The organism is Krasilnikovia cinnamomea, assembly GCF_004217545.1.
Taxonomy (GTDB): domain Bacteria; phylum Actinomycetota; class Actinomycetes; order Mycobacteriales; family Micromonosporaceae; genus Actinoplanes; species Actinoplanes cinnamomeus.
The window spans coordinates 3,047,670-3,064,158 of record NZ_SHKY01000001.1; the positions used below are offsets into that span (position 1 = coordinate 3,047,670).

The window sequence follows — 16,489 nt, forward strand, 5'->3', positions numbered from 1 at the left end:
TTCCCTACGCTGCGGACATGTTGCTGCGAATGTCCACCATGCTGCTCCGGACCCTGCGCGAGGAGCCGGCGGACGCCGAGGTGCCGAGCCACCGGCTGCTGCTGCGCGCGGGGTACGTCCGCCGCGCCGCCCCGGGCGGCTACACCTGGCTGCCCCTGGGCAAGCTGGTGCTGGACCGGGTGACCGCGATCGTGCGGGACGAGATGACCGCGATCGGCGCCCAGGAGGTGGCGTTCCCGGCGCTGCTGCCCCGCGAGCCGTACGACACCAGCGGCCGGTGGACCGAGTACGGCGACGACATCTTCACCCTCACCGACCGGCGCGGGGCCGAGTACCTGCTGGCGCCGACCCACGAGGAGATGTTCACCCTGCTCGTGCAGGACATGACCATCTCGTACCGGGACTTCCCGGTGATCCTGTTCCAGATCCAGACGAAGTTCCGCGACGAGGCGCGGCCCCGGGCGGGGCTGCTGCGCGGGCGCGAGTTCCTAATGAAGGACGCGTACTCGTTCGACCTGTCCGACGACGGACTGGCCGCCGCGTACGCCACGCTGCGGGCCGCGTACCAGCGGGTCTTCGCCCGGCTCGGGCTCCAGCACACCATCGTGGCCGCCATGTCCGGCGCCATGGGCGGCTCTGCCTCGGAAGAGTTCCTGGCGGCCGCCGAGGTGGGTGAGGACACGTACGTCGGCTGCACCCGGTGCGACTACGCGGCCAACACCGAGGCGGTGACCACCCCGGCGCCCGTGATCACCGAGGCCGCCACCGGCCCGCTGACAGTGCACGACACCCCGGACACCCCCACGATCGCCTCGCTCGTGGCGCTGGCCAACGAGCGCGCCCTGGACGGGCGCACCGACTGGACCGCCGCGGACACCCTGAAGAACGTGGTCGTCACAGTGCACCGGCCGGGCGCCGAGGACGAACTGCTGGTCATCGGCGTACCCGGGGACCGGGAGGTGGATCTCAAGCGGCTGGACGCGGCGCTGAGCCCGGCCACCGCCACGATGTTCGACGACTTCGCGTCCCGCCCGGAGCTGGTGAAGGGCTACATCGGCCCGCAGGGGCTCGCGCTGCGCTACCTCGCCGACCCCCGGGTGGCGCCCGGCACGGCATGGCTGACCGGCGCGAACATCGCGGGCAAGCACGCCACCTCGGTGGTGGCGGGGCGCGACTTCACCCCGGACGGCACCATCGAGGCCGCCGAGGTGCGCGCCGGTGACCCGTGCCCGGCCTGCGGAGCCGGTGAGCTGACCATGCGGCGCGGTATCGAGATCGCGCACATCTTCCAGCTCGGGCGCCGGTACACCGACGCGTTCAAGGTCGACGTGCTCGGCGCCGACGGCAAACCGGTCCGCCCGACCATGGGCTCCTACGGCATCGGGGTGTCCCGGGCGGTGGCCGCCATCGCCGAGCAGCACCACGACGAGCGCGGCCTGCTATGGCCCGACGAGGTGGCGCCCGCCGACGTGCACGTCGTCGCCACCGGCAAGGACGGGCAGACGGAGGCGGCCCTGGCGCTGGGCGCGGAGCTGGTCGCGGCCGGGCTGCGGGTGCTGGTGGACGACCGGCCCCAGCTGTCGGCCGGGGTGAAGTTCACCGACGCCGAGCTGATCGGCATCGCGCGGTCCGTCGTGGTCGGCCGCCGTCTGGCCGAGGGGTACGTGGAACTGCGCGACCGCCGCACCGGACAGCGCGACGAGGTCCGGCTGGCCGACGTGCCGAGGCTGCTCACCACCCCGGCGTAACCCGACCTGATCGGCCGGGATCGGCGTCCCGCCGCAACGCGGAGTCGCCGGTCCCGGCGGCCTCTCCCACTCCCCGTCCCGCGCAGCCACAGCGGCCGGCTGGCCGTACGGTGGCGGCGTTCGATGTGGTGCTGCTCTCGACGTCCGGCGTCGGCGTGACCCGGCCGCGTAGGGTCGAAGCGTGACCGACATGCCGCCCCGGCTCGCCGAGATCATCGACGAGTTCGCCTCCGCTCCGCGCGAGGTCGTGCTCGAGATGCTGCTCGAGTTCGCCGACGCCGTGCCGGCACTGCCCGCCGAACTGGCCGGGCACGACGGGATGGAACAGGTCCCGGAATGCCAGACCGCGTTCTTCCTCCGCGCGCAGGTGCAGCCCGACGGCGTCGTCCGGGCGTACTTCGACTGCCCGCCGGAGGCACCCACGACCCGCGCGTTCGCGGGCATCCTCGCAGAGGGCCTGGCCGGCGCGGGCGCGGCCGAGGTCCTCGCGGTCCCCGACGACTTGTACGCCCGGATGGGGCTCGACCAGGCCATCAGCCCGCTCCGGGTACGTGGTGGCACCGCCATCTTGGCGCGGCTAAAGCGCCAGGTACGCGAGCAGGCGGCCTGATCCGGGAGGGAGTGCAGATGGACATCCAGGTCTGGTCCGACATCGTCTGCCCGTGGTGCTACCTCGGCAAGCGGCGCCTCGAACGCGCGCTGGCGGAGTTCGGCGCCCACGCGAGCGTCACGTTCCGCGCGTACCAGCTCGACCGCGCGCCGGTACCGGCGCCCGTACCGTTGAAGTCCGTGCTGGCCGCCCGCTTCGGCGGGCCGGCCCGGGTGGAGCGGATGTGGGCGCAGTTCAACCAGGTCGCGGCGGCCGAGGGGCTGATCGTGGAGTTCGAGCGGGCGGTCGCCGCGAACACCTTCGACGCGCACCGGCTGGTCGCCTGGGCCGGGCATCAGGGTCGGCAGGCCGCCATGCTGGACGCGGTGCAGCGGGCCCACTTCGCGGACGGCATCGACATCGGTTCCCACCCGGCGCTGGCCGGGCTGGCGGCCTCGATCGGTCTCGACGGGGCGGAGGCGCTGGCCTACCTCGGCTCCGGGGCGGGCGCCGAGCAGGTCCAGGCCGATCAGCTCGCGGCCGACCGGCTCGGCATCACGAGCGTCCCCACCTTCGTCGTCGACGGCCGGTACGCACTGCAGGGGGCGCAGGAGCCCGCCGTGCTGCGGACCGCGTTCGAGGAGGTTCTGCGCCGGGAGGCCGTAGACAGTCGTCGATGATGTTCCACGTGAAACACCATCGATGACCTTCTCCGCTCCCGCCACCGGCCCGGCGGCTCAGGACGCGTCGCGGTCCCGGTACGCCCGCCTACGCCGCCTACGCCCGGGCCCCGCGACCACCCGGTCGCGGCCCGCGCGCTTGGCCGCGTAGAGGTTGCGGTCCGCCACGGAGAGCACTCCGGGTTGGCTACGGCAGCTCGCCTCATGCGCGCCAGCCACCCCGATGCTGACCGTGACGGGCAGATCCCCGGTGATGTCGCGCCAGTCCGACGCCCGGACCGCCCGCCGGATGTCATCGAGCTGCGCGGTCGCCGCGGTCACCGGCGTCCCCGGCAGCACCAGGAGGAACTCCTCCCCGCCCAGCCGCGCCACGAACCCGTCCGGCGCGGTAGCGGCCAGCTCCCGCTCCAGCACCCGCGCCGCCCGTACGAGCACCTGGTCACCGACGTCGTGCGACAGCTCGTCGTTGATCCGCTTGAAGAAGTCCAGGTCGACGATCGCCACGGTGAGTTCGGCATCGTCGGCGATCAGGGCCGGCAGTTCCTCGTCCACGTAGCGGCGGTTGCGCAGGCCGGTCAGCGGGTCGCGGCGGGCCTGCTCGCGGAAACGTTCGGCCTCCTCGCGGGCCTCGGCCGTCTCGAACATCGCCAGCCGGGTCTGTGCCTGCGCCTCCCGCTGCAGCGAGCCCAGCCGCTCGCGGGCGGCGAAGAAGACCTTGTGCACCGCGAACGCCTCGGCGAACTCCCCCCGCAGGGCATGCAGCTCCGCCTGCTCCTGATGCACCCGAACCAGGACCTCGTGCAGCTCCCGCTCGACACACAGCGCCCGGGAGACGTCCAGGTTGGTCTGGGCCGCCTCGATCGCGCCCATCCCGCGCTGCGCCCGGGCCAGGGTGAGCTGGTACTCGGCTAGATCGTCGGCGTCGTCGCTGAACCCGGCCTCGTACTGCGCCAGGCACGCCTGCATCGTCCGCTCGGCCTCGGCGTACTCGCCGTTCTCGATCTGGATCGCACCGATCGTGTCCAGCGCCGCGGGGTCCAGCTCGAAGCCGTACGCGGCGGCGTGCTCCTGCAGCCGCGCGGCCACCTCCTGCGCGCGCGGAAACTCGCCACTGCTGTATTCGGTGTACGCCCAGTTGTTCAGCAGCATGGTGAGCAGCTCACCCTGCTCCAGCTCCCGGGCCAGCTCCTCGGCCTGGCGGTACCGCGTCCGCGCGGCGTCCATCGCGCCGTTGAGACCCAGCGCGTCGGCCAGCCGCGTCCGGTGGTTGATCTGCATGTAGGGGGTGGCCGACTCGTCGAGCAGCTCGACCGCGATCACCGAATGCTCCAGACACTTGGCCACATCACCGGACAAGCGCTGGATGTTCGCCCAGTTCAAATGGGTACGGGCCTGCATGTTGCGGTCGTCGTGCGCGACGGCCCAGTCGTGGATCGCGTGCAGCTGCCGCTGGGCGCCCGCGAGGTCCCCGGTGCGCATCTCCATGCAGATCCGGCAGAGCCGGGCCCGCACGATCAGGGCCTCGTCGCCGATGGCCTCGGCCTGGCGCTCCAGCTCGACGGCGGCGGCGAGCCCGGCCTCCGCATCCCAGACGATCATGTTCTCCATCGTCAGGAGGGCAGCCGAAAGCTCGTCGGCACCGGACATGCTGCCGGTCACGGGCCCACCCCCTCCGTACCTCGGTCCCATCGGCCCCCGGTCGCCCGACTGAAGTAAGCCCGGAGCACGACGGTGGTCAGGCACCGCACCGACCGCGCTCAGGTGTCGAAGGTCATGTGGCGCCAGTTCGGGTCCAGGGCCGCGGATCGGGGCGGCGGGTGCATCTGACCGCAGGCGTCGATGCATTCGGCATTGTGTTCGTCGGCGTTGCTGGCTCAGTTGTTCGAGCCCGCGAGATAGTCACCCCACGTCCGCGTGCCGGCGGGCCGGGCCGCCGTGGTGAGCGCCCCGGCGCGCAACTCCCGCCCGGCGCGCCCCGGCACCCGGATCGGGAGCACCGGACGCCGCACCGCGCGGGCTTGCCGCCACGCGGCGGCCAGCTCACCGAACGTGTGCACCTCGGGGCCGCCGAACTCCACCGCACCGGCGGGCCCCGCGCCCAGCAGCGACGCGATGCGTTCCGCGACGTCGGTCGGGTGCACCGGCTGCACGAGCACGCGACGGTCCACGACCAGCACTCCCAGCCGGGACGACGCGGTCAACATCCGGTCGACCAGTTGCGGGAACTGCGTGGCACGCACGATCGTCCACGGCACCTCTCCCGCCGTGACGATCCGCTCCGCCGCCAGCTTGGCCCGGTAGTACGAGATCGGCACCCGGTCGACGCCCACGATCGACACGTACAGCAGATGCCGGACGTCCGCCGCCCGCGCCGCCGCGACCAGCCTCCCGGTGCCCCCGACATCGATGTCGCCGGAATCGCGGCCCGCGCCCGACGCCAGGTGCACGACGGCGTCCACGCCGCGCACCGCCTCCGCCAGACCCTCGCCGGTGGCCAGGTCCGCGGCCACCCAGCCGGTCCTGGCCCGGCGGCTCATCGGCCGCACGGCCACGTCCTCGCCCGCCAGGCGGGAGAGGACCGCGGCGCCCAGCGTTCCACTCGCTCCGGTGACCAGCACCGTCGTCTTGTTCGTCATGTCAGCAGAATGAACGACAGGCCGGCGGCCCACCCAGCGACCCTGGCGCACACCCCCGGCCCGTCGCTATCCACGCTGGACTCTGGCGTCCTCACGAAGTGGAGGATTAGACCCGCTGGAGGACGTGCTCGCGCCGTTCCGCGCTCATCGGGCGGGCCCGGTCCCGTCGGCTCTCCGCGAACGCCGCCAGCACCGCACGCCGTTCCCGCTCCGTCAGGGCCCCCGCGAACGGCGACGTGCGGCGCAGGTCGACGGCGTATCGTGCCGACGAGGTCAACGCGTCCAGCACCGCCGCCACGCCCTGCCCGAGCACGACCTCCCAGCGGTCCAGCCACTCCCAGGCCCGGCCCTCCGGATGCGCGCGACGCAGACGCCGCAGGTTGCCCAGGGCAACCGCCAGCACGCCGGGCGGGTCCGCGACCAGCTTCCCGGCCACCGCCCGATGTAGCCAAAGGTCGCGCAACTCCTCCGGACCGAGACCGGGCCGGATCAGCGCCTCCAGGTCGGCGCGCCGGATCCGCCGCTCGTCACCCACCCGCACGTACGGCAGGAGCCCGCGCCGGCACAGGTCCGCGACGTGCGCCCGTGACGAGCGCAGCAGGACGGCCGCCTCACCGGTCGTCAGCAGGGCACCCGGACCCATCGCCACATGTGGATGCTCGCGCTCACGGCCCGCGCCGCGCAACACCCGAACGGCCAGGCACCGACTGGACCGTCCGTCGATGAATGGTGCGCCCTGCGTTATCTACCGCCGTAAGTGCGCCGAGCAGCGTCACCCGAACCACACCATCGACTGACCGTGGGCTCCCGCCCAGGCCAGTGGTTTCCCGTCCAGCGCCAGCAGGTGACGCACACCCGGCTGCGGCCACGTTCCCGGAACGTCGAAGTCCAGCACCTCGGGCGCCTCCAGGCTGATCCAATGACCGGGGAGGGTGCGCACCACCGCGGTGAAAGCCGCCCGGCCCGCCGGCGGAACCAGATACAACACGGCCGTGTGGAACACCACCAGCGTGGCGTCGGTGGGCGCCTCGGCGGCCAGGGCCCGAAGGTCGTCCACCAGGTCACCCCGTCGCAGCTGCGGCGGATCCGCCGCGACCACCGCCGCGGCCGCCCGCAGCCGCGCCCGGCGGTGGTCGTGCTCGGGCCAGATGAGCGCGTCCAGCCAGGCGAGGTCGGCCGGGTCGGTCACGTCGAGCGGGTTCAGGTCCAGCCCCGCCCGCCACACGACCTGGGGAAGTGCGGACGGTGGCTGCACCCCGGTGGCGGCGCACTCCAGGACCGGTGCGCCGGATCCGATCCTGTGCTCGCCGTACCGGTAGGCGTACCGGTCTGGATACAGATTCAGGCCTGCCGAGCAGCCGACCTCCAGGAGGGCCAGCGGCTGCGGCAATGCGGCCAGCACCGGGAGCAGCAAGGCACACCGCCCGGCCTCGTTCGTCTGTGTCGCGCGGGCGCGCATCTGCTCAGCGAGCGCCGCCCAGTTGGCCACGACGAACCGGTGGAACGCATCCGGGTCCAGCACCGGACCGCCGAGCAGCCGTACGGCCCCGAACAGCAGATTCGGCTGTCGCTTGGGTTCCGGCAGCGTGTCGAGCAGGGCGAGGATCTCGTCGTCACGGGCAACCGCGTGCGACAGGCGCTCGTAGGCCGGCGAAACCCCGCGCGCCTCCAGCTCGGCGAACTCCGTGTACCACGTCGAGGTCCTCACGCCGACCATCGTCGCACCGGCGCCGAGCGCTTCCCGACCTCGACGGTGGGTGATGTCGCTCGCAGGAACACGGCACTACTGCGCGCCCCGGGCCCGCAGGGCCGCCAGGTCACGCTCGGCGTACAGCCGGTGCTCCCACTCCTCATTGAGCACAATCGACAGGCAAACCCGTACGGGATAGCTGCGCGGTTCCGGCCACCCCGGCGCGTCGACCGGATCGGTGTCGGCGGCCAACGATTCGGCGGTCAATCCGTCGATGACCTCGCGGACCGTGGACATCCTGTCCCGGCGCAGTTCGAGGACGGTGTCGAGCGACGGCCGCGCGGCACGATCGCGCGGCACACCCGGGATGTCGGGCATCTCGTCCCATGGAAGACCCAGCGGATCCCACGGAGCGGGGTTGCCGAGGATCGCACGGCCCACCCAGGAGTCGGTGGCGAACACCAGATGCCGCAGCGTATCGATGAACGACCACTCGCCGTCGACGGACTCGTGCAGCTGCGGTGGTGGCAGGCGGCGGGCCCGTTCCACGGTCTCATCCCACAGCCGCTCAAGGATCCCCCAGGCCTCTCGGAAGCCGGCCGGGTCGGTCGGGCGCATCTTGGCCCGGTCGGGATACCGCCGGTCGAGCTCGGCGGTCACCAGCGGCGTGACGTCCACGCCGTTGATCGTGAGGTTCTCGATGTCGCCGTGGATGGTGACGTTGCTGAGCTCGACGCCCCGCATGACAACCCCGCCGAAGTCGACGCCGCGGAACTGGGCGTCGCGCAGGTCGACGTCGTGCAGGTGGGCGCCGGTGAGGTCCACACGTTCGAACCGCGATCCGCGGAGATCGGCGCCGACGAAATCAGCCATGTGGTCACGCTACCGCCGCCGTCCGACACTTTCCGGTCCACGGCAGTCGCGGCCGACGATGCGCGACGTGGCGATCCAGACCACCGTGCTCATCCGCGCGAAGACACAGAGGACGCCGATCCGGGTGTCATTCGAGCGCGCGGTGACTGTGATCCGATTCCTTCAGCGCGCAACCTCGAGATTAGTGACTCGGGGCTGCGCTACCCATTCCTTCGCGAATCTGGTGGTTCACCGTACCCCGGTGCGGTGCTCCACTACATATCAGTCTATTCGCCGGCAGTGCACCTCTCGCAGCCGCACCATCAACATCGTCGGTGCCGGTTTCACAGACTCTGCAATCCCCCATGGGCGTAGACAGAACCCGTCGAGCAGACACGAACGGAACCGCCTCGGGATCCTTGAACCCACCAGGCGCGGCACGGCGGTTGCCGGTTTGAACGGAGAGACACGAACAGACCCCGGAGCCTGACCCCAGACCGGCAGAAGCGGGAAGCAGCGGCCACATAGGAGGCTCGCCCGCCGTACTTTCCGACACTCTTCATCCGGTAGGCGAACTCAGGTGAACTTGAGGGTTCGCATTCCGGATAACGCAGGATTTGATCTCCCGGGTCCGCTAGCGTCACCGGTTGGGCGCACGGCGGCACAGTCTCCCGGCCCCACAGACCGCATCGGCGCATAGCCCCTGAGCACCGCTCCGGGCTACCGCCGCCCCTGTTTCTTATTCTTGCGGCACGGCCCCGAGATAAGGGGATCGGACAATGCTGTGCCCATTCCGCGAAAGCGGGGTTACGTCGTGTTTCAGAACACTCGACGGCGGCTGGTCATGGCCGCCGCCACCGCAGTCGCCCTGACCGGCTTCACCGCCCTGGCCGCGTCCCCGGCCTACGCCGCAGAAACCATCGATATCAGCGGCCCGTCGACGGGCACGGTGAACACCAGCTACAACTACACCGTCACCCTGTCCGGCCTCAGCTCGGACAACTTCTACATCGCCTACATGAACCTCAGCGGCTCAGACGCCAGCATCACCGACATCAGCAGCTCCAACCCCGACGTGTACTGCGACCACAACACCACCCAGTCCAACTGCCAGATGCTGTTCATCACGGAGGTCACCCTCACCTACACGATTCTGCCCACCGCCAGCGGCACGGTCACCGCCTACAGCGAACTGAACGCCTACAACTTCGAGACCGAAGGTTACGACGTCGTGGGGACCGACACCGCAAATACCACGATCGGTAGCTCCGGCGCCGATGTCTCTGCGTCGGTGTCCGATTCCGCGGACCCGGTCTCCGTCGGTGGTGACGGCTACTCCTACACCGTGGCCGTGGCCAACGGCGGCCCGTCCGGCGCCACCGGAGTGAGCCTGTCGGTCCCGGTGACCGGCACCGCCTCGTCCGGTACGGCGATCCTGTCCACCTCCACCAGCCAAGGCTCCTGCTCCACCTCGAGTCTGACCGTGACCTGCTCGCTGGGCAGCATCGCCGCCTCCGGCAGCGCCACCGTCACGATCAACGTGTCACCCGGCTCCACCACCGGCACCCTGACCGCCACCGCCACCGTGTCGGCCAACGAGTCCGACTCCAACTCGGGTAACAACACCGACGCCGAGTCCACCACGATCAACAACGCGAACGGCTGCACGATCTACGGCACCAACGGCAACGACACCATCAACGGCACCAACAGCGCCGACGTCATCTGCGCCCTGGCCGGCAACGACACCATCAACGGCGACAACGGCAACGACACCATCTACGCCGGACCCGGCAACGACTCCAGCTACGGCGAAGACATCCTCAGCATCCTCGACAACGGCGCCGACACCCTCTACGGCGGCACCGGCGACGACAACCTCAACGGCCAGAACGGCAACGACACCCTCTACGACCACACCGGCACCGACACCCTGACCGGCGGCAACGGCAACGACAACATCGACACCCAGGACAGCGTGTCCGGCGACACCGCCAACGGCGGCCTCGGCACCGACACCTGCACCGTCGACAGCGGCGACACCACCAGCGGCTGCTGACCAACCACCACAACCCGAAACCACACGGGCTCCCTGCACCTACCCGGGCAGGGAGCCCACCTCGTGATAGGAACGGCCCACCGGTTGTGTTCAACCTGGCACCTAGCGGAATCGCGCCTTGTCAATACACCCGCCGCAGCATCTCCCACTGCTTCAGCAGCTCGTCCCGCCGGGCCAAGTCGAGAGCCCGCGACAACCCGACCGCATCGGGCCCGCCACCGAACGGTGCGAGGTTGAGGTTAAGCTGCAAGCGACGGCGGAGCGGCAGTCGGGCCGCTCATGATTCAAGATCACCGACGATGTGTGGTGAAACTGCCGTACGTGATCTTGACGCCGCGCTACCGCAGGCCAGTGGGCATATCGGTGGAGCCCAGGGGACTTGAACCCCGAACCGGGGATCTTGATTGAGACCGGGCGAAAGAGGCGCTGAGCAGCGCTTCAGCCTTCAGCAGTTGTGATCGTCTGACAGCGTTTTACATGCTCCGGCTTACTGGCGCTTTACTAGTGGATCTTGGTCGGCCCCGGCGCCGCTCGTCCTTGGCCCACCCCCGAGGAGTCATCCCGGTCGCCTGGGCTTCGCCATGCCGGGCCCCTGCCCGGCCGTCAAACAGCCGTTCCGTTTGACGGCCGGGCAGGGGCCCGGCATCCCTTGGGCAGGCGGCCGGGATGACTCCGCACCCAGCTCAATATCCACGGCCGGGACCGAACCGCCTGGATCATCCTGGGAGCCTGCCCGTCCGGCGAGGACAACCGCCTGGGCACAGCCGACAAGTGGGCTCGTGGAATGCGGTTCTGTCAGCTCCTTGTGGTGCGCCGCCGGGTGGTCGCCAGGAGCAGGATGCCGAGGACGACCAGGAGCATGCCGCCGGTGGCAGGTAAGGCGGCGGGGGCGCCGGTGACGGGCAACGCGGGTCGGACCGCCGTGGGTAGGACGCGGGCGGTGTAGGTGCTGGCGGCGAGCTGCCCGAATGCGTCGGCAACTCGGAAGGCAACGGCGGTGGCCGTGCCGAGGAAGCCGGGTGCGGGGGTGAAGGTGATCACGCCGGTGGGCGGGTTCAGTTGGTAGACGCCTTGCCCGGTAATGGTCACCTTGTTGGTCGGGTTGCCGGTCTTGGTAAGCAGGGTGATGGAGCCGCCGGGTGGGATGGTGACCATGGCCTTCTGCACGCCCCGTCCTGCGGTCATGGCAGGGCTGGCGGTGGTCGGGGCGGTCAGGACGGTCGCCGTGTAGGTGCTGGTGGTGACCGTGGCGGTCGGGGTCGTGGTGTCGGTGAGTTGGTAGGTGACGGCGGGTGCGGCGCCCGTGAAGTCGTCCTCGGGGGTGAAGGTGATCACCCCGGTGGCCGGATCGTCGACGTGGTAGACGCCTTTGCCGAGGATCGTCACGGTGTCGGTGGGGTTGCCGCCGGAGTCGAGCAGGGTGATCGAGCCGTTGGCTCCGACACTGATGGTGGTGTGCTGTACGCCGTAGCCGGAGGTTGTGGCGGGATGTGCCGTCGCCGGGCCGGGGTTGAGGTCTATGGCGAAGTCTTCGACCTCGCCGCTGGTGGCTAGGCCGATGGATTTTCCTGCGGCCGCACTGGTGGCTGCCGCGCGGAGCCGGAGGTAAGTTCGGCCGGTTTTCGTGGTCGTGGGCATCGTCCAGGACAGGTCGACCGAACCGGCCGTGCAGGACTTCGGCGTGACGCCTTCGGCGGGGTCGAAGGTGCCGTTGCGGTTCCAGTCGATCCATCCGGCGACGAACGCCGAGCCGCCGCACGCGATGTTGGGCAGGGTGAACGTGGAGCCGGGATCCACCGTGATCGAGCCTGGAGGGGTGACCGAGTCTTCGTCGGCGGACCCGTCGGTGTCATCGCCGTCGGCGTCGGCGCTGGGCTGCGGGGACGATTCGGCGTCGATGAGGGCGCCCAGGCGCGGGCCGCTGCCCTGGGCGGGGGTGCCCAGGGTGAAGCCGTTGGTCGAAACGTCGGTAGCGCCGACCGGGACGGTGCCGCCTTGCCACGCGGGGTCGAAGAAGGCGCCCGCCTGGCCGTAGCTGGTCGGGGCGTCACCGAAGTCGGCGTCCAGCACGGCCCCCACCGCGACGGCACTCTTACCGCCACCTTTCACCTCGACGTGCGCGCTGGTGGCGCCGTCCATGAAACCGACGACGGTCGGACCTGTACCGCCCGCGCAGGGGGTTCCAGACAGCGAGTCAAGCCTGAGCGTTCCGTCTCCAGCCAGGGTCGCCTGCGTCGCGGACGTGCCGCAGGAGCGGAAGCGGTCGATGACGCGCCAGGTCGCCGCCTGGCCCGGTGTCGCCTGAACGTACTCTCCGGTATTGGTCTGCTCGGCGTCTGCCATGACCAGCCCGCGTAGCGGCACGACCTGGCCGTCGTACGTGACGGCGCAGGAGAAGTCGAAGCTGACCGTGGCAGCCGCTGTCGCGTTCGCCAGCCCGCTGATCAGTTCGTTGCTGGTTCCGGTGCCCCCAATGTTGTAGAGGTCGTCCAAGGCGTCGCCTACGTAGTTGCCGGGCCGGTAGGCGCTGATCGCGCCGACGACGTTGGACATGACGCACGTCGTGTCCAATGACTTGCCAGCAACGGTGCGGGTGTTGGTCTTGGTGAGACCTCCAGCCGGGATGGCGTCCCCGGCATTGCCCCACTCGAACCAGTCGATCGACCCCCGGTACAGCCCTGAACCCCCAGTGGCATACCTCGCCCACACCGGAGCCGGGGCCGACCCCACCACGAGCACCGCCACCACCACGCACAGCAGGGCAGATCGCACCCGCCCGCCCGTGCTGGGCACATCCGCTGCTGACCCAACCATCGAAAGCCCCCGCATCCCAGGCACCGTCACGGTGGCGGCCTGACCCTGCCAACCACCGTCCGGTGTATCGGGAAACAGTCACCGCTCTGTCAGCTTTAGTCTGGTTCACCCTTTGGGGGCATGGAAGCCGCACATCGTGGACGACCATTGATCAGCTGGAGCCAGAAGGCCCGGACCCGCGACCGTGTTCGCTCCGGGGAGTACCCGGAATGGCTCGACCACGTCTCCGCCGCCGCCGCGTGCACCCGCCCGATCCGGCTGTCCGGGTCGATCGACGTGAAGAACCCTGACGGCAGCCTCATGCACACGATCGACACCGACACCATGCCCGACGCGTCATCTACACCCCCTGCGGCAACCGCCGCGCCAGCGTCTGCCCCTCCTGCGCCGAGGTGTACCGCCGCGACACCTACCAGATCATCCGCGCCGGGCTCGAAGGCGGCCGATACGGCCTGCCCCGCTCGGCCAGCACCTCGCCGTGTTCCTCACCGCCACCGCCCCCTCCTTCGGGCCGGTCCATCACCGGGTCGTGAAGACCCACGCCGCGGACTGCCGCGGCAAGGACCGCTGCACCTGCCGCGCCGCCGTGTGCCGCCCGTACGGGCAGCCCTGCGGTCACGGCCACGAGATGCGCTGCACCGCCCGGCACGCTGCGACCGATCCGCTGCTCGGGACGCCGTTGTGCCTGGACTGCTACGACCACCGGCACCAGGTCGTGTGGAACCTGCAAGCCAGCGAACTGTGGCGGCGCACCATCCAGGAGTTCGACCGCGAGCTCGAGCGCCTGGGCAAGCGCCTCGGTGTCGACCTGCGCCGCCGCTACCTCAAGGTGTACGAATTCCAGGCCCGGGGCGTCATCCACTACCACGCGATCATCCGCCTCGACGGCTACCACCCCGACTGCCCCGCCGCGATCGTCCCCCCGAGCGCAATCGTCACCCGGGGCATGTTCGCCAGCGTCCTGGAAACCGCGTTCGGCAAAACCCGCTACACCATCGCCGGCCACCCCGCCAACAACGGGCGCGGCTGGGAGATGGCGTGGGGTGCGCAGGGTCTCGACATCGTGCACATCAACGCCGCAGGCGACGACGCGAACCTGACCAAACTCTCCGGCTACCTCGCCAAATACGTCACCAAGAGCACCGAAGCCACCGGCGCGATCTTCCGCCGCTTGGATGAGATGAGCATCGAGCTGTACGCCGCCCGGGACACCCACACCGGGCGGCTCCTCCAAGCGTGCTGGGACCTCGGCACCGCCGAGGGCTGGCACCGGCTGCGCCGCTACGCCCACCAATTCGGCGTCGGCGGGCACATCACCACCAAGTCGCGCGGGTTCTCGGTCACCTACACCTTCAAGCGGTGGGAACGCACCATCTGGCGGCGCACCCAGGGCTTCCCGCACCTGTGGGACGACCAGCAAGCCAACCTCGTCGTCTACCGGCTTGGCTACCACGCCACCGGCTGGATCACCACCGGCGACGCCCTACTCGCTACTCGCCAACTCCGCCGCCGACGCCGCCCGCCGCCGCGCCCAAGCCGCCCGCGACTTCGCCGACGACCTGTCGGCACTCCCCACCGCCGCGTGACACGTACGTGTCAACACGTCCCTTGACAACTCCACAGTGACTTAACTAGCCCGGCTCTACCGCTTGCGTGCGAGGGCCAGGCCGATCGCGACGGCCACCGCCACGAACAACGTTGCGAACAGGCAGCCCGACAGCACCAGCATGACCAACGCCGACATGCCCGACACCCTAGATCAGCACCACCAGGAGCAGCCCATGCCACCAAGACCCCGCCCGCTGCTGGCGGTCCGGCTCATCGGACCCGCCGACATCGTGACCATCCACAAGGCCCAGCTCGTCGCGCAACTGACCGCCGCATACGGTCACCGCGCGACGTGCCGGACCAGCACCCACCCCGCCAGCCACGCCGGGGAAACCCGCGTGTACCTGACCCTGACCCCGAAGGAGGAAGCCCATTGACAACCCCAACCCATGACGACGAACTGTGGAGCATCCAGGAGGCGTCCAAGTACCTACGCATTCCGCCCGGGACGCTCTACCAATGAGGACACCGCCGGAAGGGACCACCGGCCGCGAAGGTTGGCCGGCATCTGCGATACGACCCGGCCGATGTCCGGGAATGGGTAAAGAGGCAGGCCGCCTGATGCCAGTGGATCTGTGGCATCTCAAGGAGCGCGGTCCAAACGATGAGCGGCTGAAGTCCAAGCGTCATGGTCAGGGGAAGCGATGGCGAGGTATTGCCGTCGGCCCCTCTGGCGAGACGGTCACCCGAGCCTTCGAGCGCAAGGAGGACGCGAAGGACTGGGAGGCTGAGCAACGAGCTGGAGTCGCCCCGGCCCCCGTTGTCCGTCGCGCGGATCGGACCACGACCTTCCGCGTGTACGGCGACCGCTGGCGACTGGCCCGCGAGATTGGTTGGGTGGTCGAGACACGTCGGCGTACAGAGTCCAACCTACGAAACCATCTTTACCCGGCCTTCGGTGACCTACCGATCGACAGCATTACGACGACCACGGTGTTGGAGTGGCTAACACGGCGGCTCGGAGCGGAAACTCCGCAGTCGAGCCTACGGCTGTACTTCGAGCTATTCGACGCGGTGATGGCGGCGGCCGTGGCCGATAAGGTCATTTCCGAGAATCCCTGCGACAACATCCGGCTGTCACAAATTCTGCGTGGGCTATCGCGGGCGCCCAAGTGGGTACCTGACGAGAAGCAAGTGGTTCGCCTGTTCGACGTCGTCCCTGAGCGATACCACGCGCTGCTTCTGCTCGGTGCCGCTCAGGGTTGTCGAATCAGTGAGGCCCTGGGCCTGGAGGACAGCCTGCGATGTATCGAACCGGAACGCGGCGAGCTCCACGTTGTGCAGCAACTGCGGTACTCGCCGCAGCACTACGGCGGCTTCTACATGGCTCCGCCGAAGTCGGGATCGTCCGGCACGGTGGACCTCGACCAGGTCGTCGCGGACGCTATCGCCCGGCACATCAAGGACTGGCCGCCGGTTGAGATCGAGCTGCCCGACATTACGACGGGTCGCGAGATCGCCCGCACGGCGCGGTTGATCTTCACGACGGTTCACGGGAATCCGTTCACGGACCGAACCTGGTCGGCCGAGTGGATCAAGTGGCGGAGGAAGGCGGGCTGGCCAGAGGACCCGAATCACAGCGGCTTTCACGCGTTGCGGCACTATTTCGCCACCACGCTGATCGCCCACCACGCGGACCCGAAGGATGTTCAGCGGGCGCTCCGGCACAAGGGGCTACAGATCACGTTGGAGACCTACGTGCACTGGTGGCCCCGGGCCGAACGCGTGAAGGGGCTCATCGGAGCGCACCTTCAACGAGCGCTGGGAGCCCGCGCGGGTGGCTAGCCACCGAGGCTCGCACCGGCCTGAACCT

The 16,489-nt window shown here is 69.7% G+C and carries 12 protein-coding genes and 2 pseudogenes; 8 read left to right on the top strand and 6 right to left on the bottom strand.

Features of this window, described 5'->3' with window-relative positions; genetic code table 11:
- Positions 1–17: 17 nt before the first annotated feature.
- From EV385_RS13740 to EV385_RS13750, 3 genes are all read left to right on the top strand, one after another.
- Positions 18–1,748 carry a proline--tRNA ligase gene (locus tag EV385_RS13740; protein ID WP_130509831.1) on the top strand — a complete coding sequence of 577 codons (1,731 nt, stop codon included), beginning with the start codon at positions 18–20 and terminating at the stop codon, positions 1,746–1,748.
- A gap of 181 nt (positions 1,749–1,929) precedes the next feature.
- Positions 1,930–2,358, top strand: a complete 429-nt coding sequence (locus EV385_RS13745; protein ID WP_130509832.1) for a SufE family protein — start codon at positions 1,930–1,932, stop codon at positions 2,356–2,358.
- Between the two features lie 17 nt (positions 2,359–2,375).
- A complete protein-coding gene (locus tag EV385_RS13750; RefSeq protein ID WP_130509833.1) occupies positions 2,376–3,017 on the top strand; it encodes a DsbA family oxidoreductase in 642 nt (213 codons plus the stop codon).
- Positions 3,018–3,074: 57 nt separating this feature from the next.
- Here EV385_RS13750 and EV385_RS13755 read toward each other — a convergent pair whose 3' ends face one another.
- The 5 genes from EV385_RS13755 to EV385_RS13775 all read right to left on the bottom strand — a co-directional run bounded on the left by EV385_RS13755 (position 3,075) and on the right by EV385_RS13775 (position 8,216).
- Complete coding sequence (locus EV385_RS13755) at positions 3,075–4,676, bottom strand: GGDEF domain-containing protein (RefSeq protein WP_242624866.1); 1,602 nt, start codon at positions 4,674–4,676, stop codon at positions 3,075–3,077.
- A gap of 215 nt (positions 4,677–4,891) precedes the next feature.
- Entirely contained in the window at positions 4,892–5,653 is a 762-nt protein-coding gene (locus tag EV385_RS13760) for an SDR family oxidoreductase (RefSeq protein ID WP_130509834.1), read from the bottom strand.
- Positions 5,654–5,759: 106 nt separating this feature from the next.
- Positions 5,760–6,296, bottom strand: a complete 537-nt coding sequence (locus EV385_RS13765; RefSeq protein WP_130513290.1) for a helix-turn-helix domain-containing protein — start codon at positions 6,294–6,296, stop codon at positions 5,760–5,762.
- A 129-nt stretch (positions 6,297–6,425) separates the two neighbouring features.
- Positions 6,426–7,370: a DUF2332 domain-containing protein gene (locus EV385_RS13770; protein ID WP_130509835.1), complete on the bottom strand. Its 945-nt coding sequence runs from the start codon at positions 7,368–7,370 to the stop codon at positions 6,426–6,428.
- Between the two features lie 66 nt (positions 7,371–7,436).
- Positions 7,437–8,216, bottom strand: a complete 780-nt coding sequence (locus EV385_RS13775) for a DinB family protein (RefSeq protein WP_130509836.1) — start codon at positions 8,214–8,216, stop codon at positions 7,437–7,439.
- Between the two features lie 793 nt (positions 8,217–9,009).
- Between EV385_RS13775 and EV385_RS13780 the strand changes: the two genes are divergently transcribed.
- Positions 9,010–10,254 carry a calcium-binding protein gene (locus tag EV385_RS13780; RefSeq protein ID WP_130509837.1) on the top strand — a complete coding sequence of 415 codons (1,245 nt, stop codon included), beginning with the start codon at positions 9,010–9,012 and terminating at the stop codon, positions 10,252–10,254.
- A gap of 795 nt (positions 10,255–11,049) precedes the next feature.
- Here EV385_RS13780 and EV385_RS13785 read toward each other — a convergent pair.
- Positions 11,050–13,026 (bottom strand): CshA/CshB family fibrillar adhesin-related protein, encoded by a 1,977-nt coding sequence (locus tag EV385_RS13785; RefSeq protein WP_130509838.1) that lies wholly within the window; start codon positions 13,024–13,026, stop codon positions 11,050–11,052.
- A gap of 380 nt (positions 13,027–13,406) precedes the next feature.
- Here EV385_RS13785 and EV385_RS13790 point away from each other — a divergent pair.
- The 4 genes and pseudogenes from EV385_RS13790 (at position 13,407) to EV385_RS13805 (ending at position 16,461) form a co-directional block, all read left to right on the top strand.
- Positions 13,407–14,680, top strand: a pseudogene (locus EV385_RS13790) (replication initiator).
- Between the two features lie 169 nt (positions 14,681–14,849).
- Positions 14,850–15,053 (top strand): hypothetical protein, encoded by a 204-nt coding sequence (locus tag EV385_RS13795; RefSeq protein WP_130509840.1) that lies wholly within the window; start codon positions 14,850–14,852, stop codon positions 15,051–15,053.
- A pseudogene (locus EV385_RS35045) lies at positions 15,050–15,238 on the top strand (helix-turn-helix domain-containing protein). Before EV385_RS13795 ends, EV385_RS35045 begins: the two are co-directional and overlap by 4 nt.
- Entirely contained in the window at positions 15,214–16,461 is a 1,248-nt protein-coding gene (locus tag EV385_RS13805; protein WP_242624867.1) for a tyrosine-type recombinase/integrase, read from the top strand. Before EV385_RS35045 ends, EV385_RS13805 begins: the two are co-directional and overlap by 25 nt.
- The last annotated feature ends 28 nt before the right edge of the window (positions 16,462–16,489 follow it).

What these genes read in the sequence shown, in the direction of transcription:
- EV385_RS13740 (WP_130509831.1), top strand. Translation starts at nt 18, where the DNA reads ATGTTGCTGCGAATGTCCACCATGCTGCTCCGGACCCTGCGCGAGGAG.
- EV385_RS13750 (WP_130509833.1), top strand. Translation starts at nt 2,376, where the DNA reads ATGGACATCCAGGTCTGGTCCGACATCGTCTGCCCGTGGTGCTACCTC.
- EV385_RS13760 (WP_130509834.1), bottom strand. Translation starts at nt 5,653, where the DNA reads ATGACGAACAAGACGACGGTGCTGGTCACCGGAGCGAGTGGAACGCTG.
- EV385_RS13765 (WP_130513290.1), bottom strand. Translation starts at nt 6,296, where the DNA reads ATGGGTCCGGGTGCCCTGCTGACGACCGGTGAGGCGGCCGTCCTGCTG.
- EV385_RS13770 (WP_130509835.1), bottom strand. Translation starts at nt 7,370, where the DNA reads ATGGTCGGCGTGAGGACCTCGACGTGGTACACGGAGTTCGCCGAGCTG.
- EV385_RS13775 (WP_130509836.1), bottom strand. Translation starts at nt 8,216, where the DNA reads ATGGCTGATTTCGTCGGCGCCGATCTCCGCGGATCGCGGTTCGAACGT.
- EV385_RS13795 (WP_130509840.1), top strand. Translation starts at nt 14,850, where the DNA reads ATGCCACCAAGACCCCGCCCGCTGCTGGCGGTCCGGCTCATCGGACCC.
- EV385_RS13805 (WP_242624867.1), top strand. Translation starts at nt 15,214, where the DNA reads ATGGGTAAAGAGGCAGGCCGCCTGATGCCAGTGGATCTGTGGCATCTC.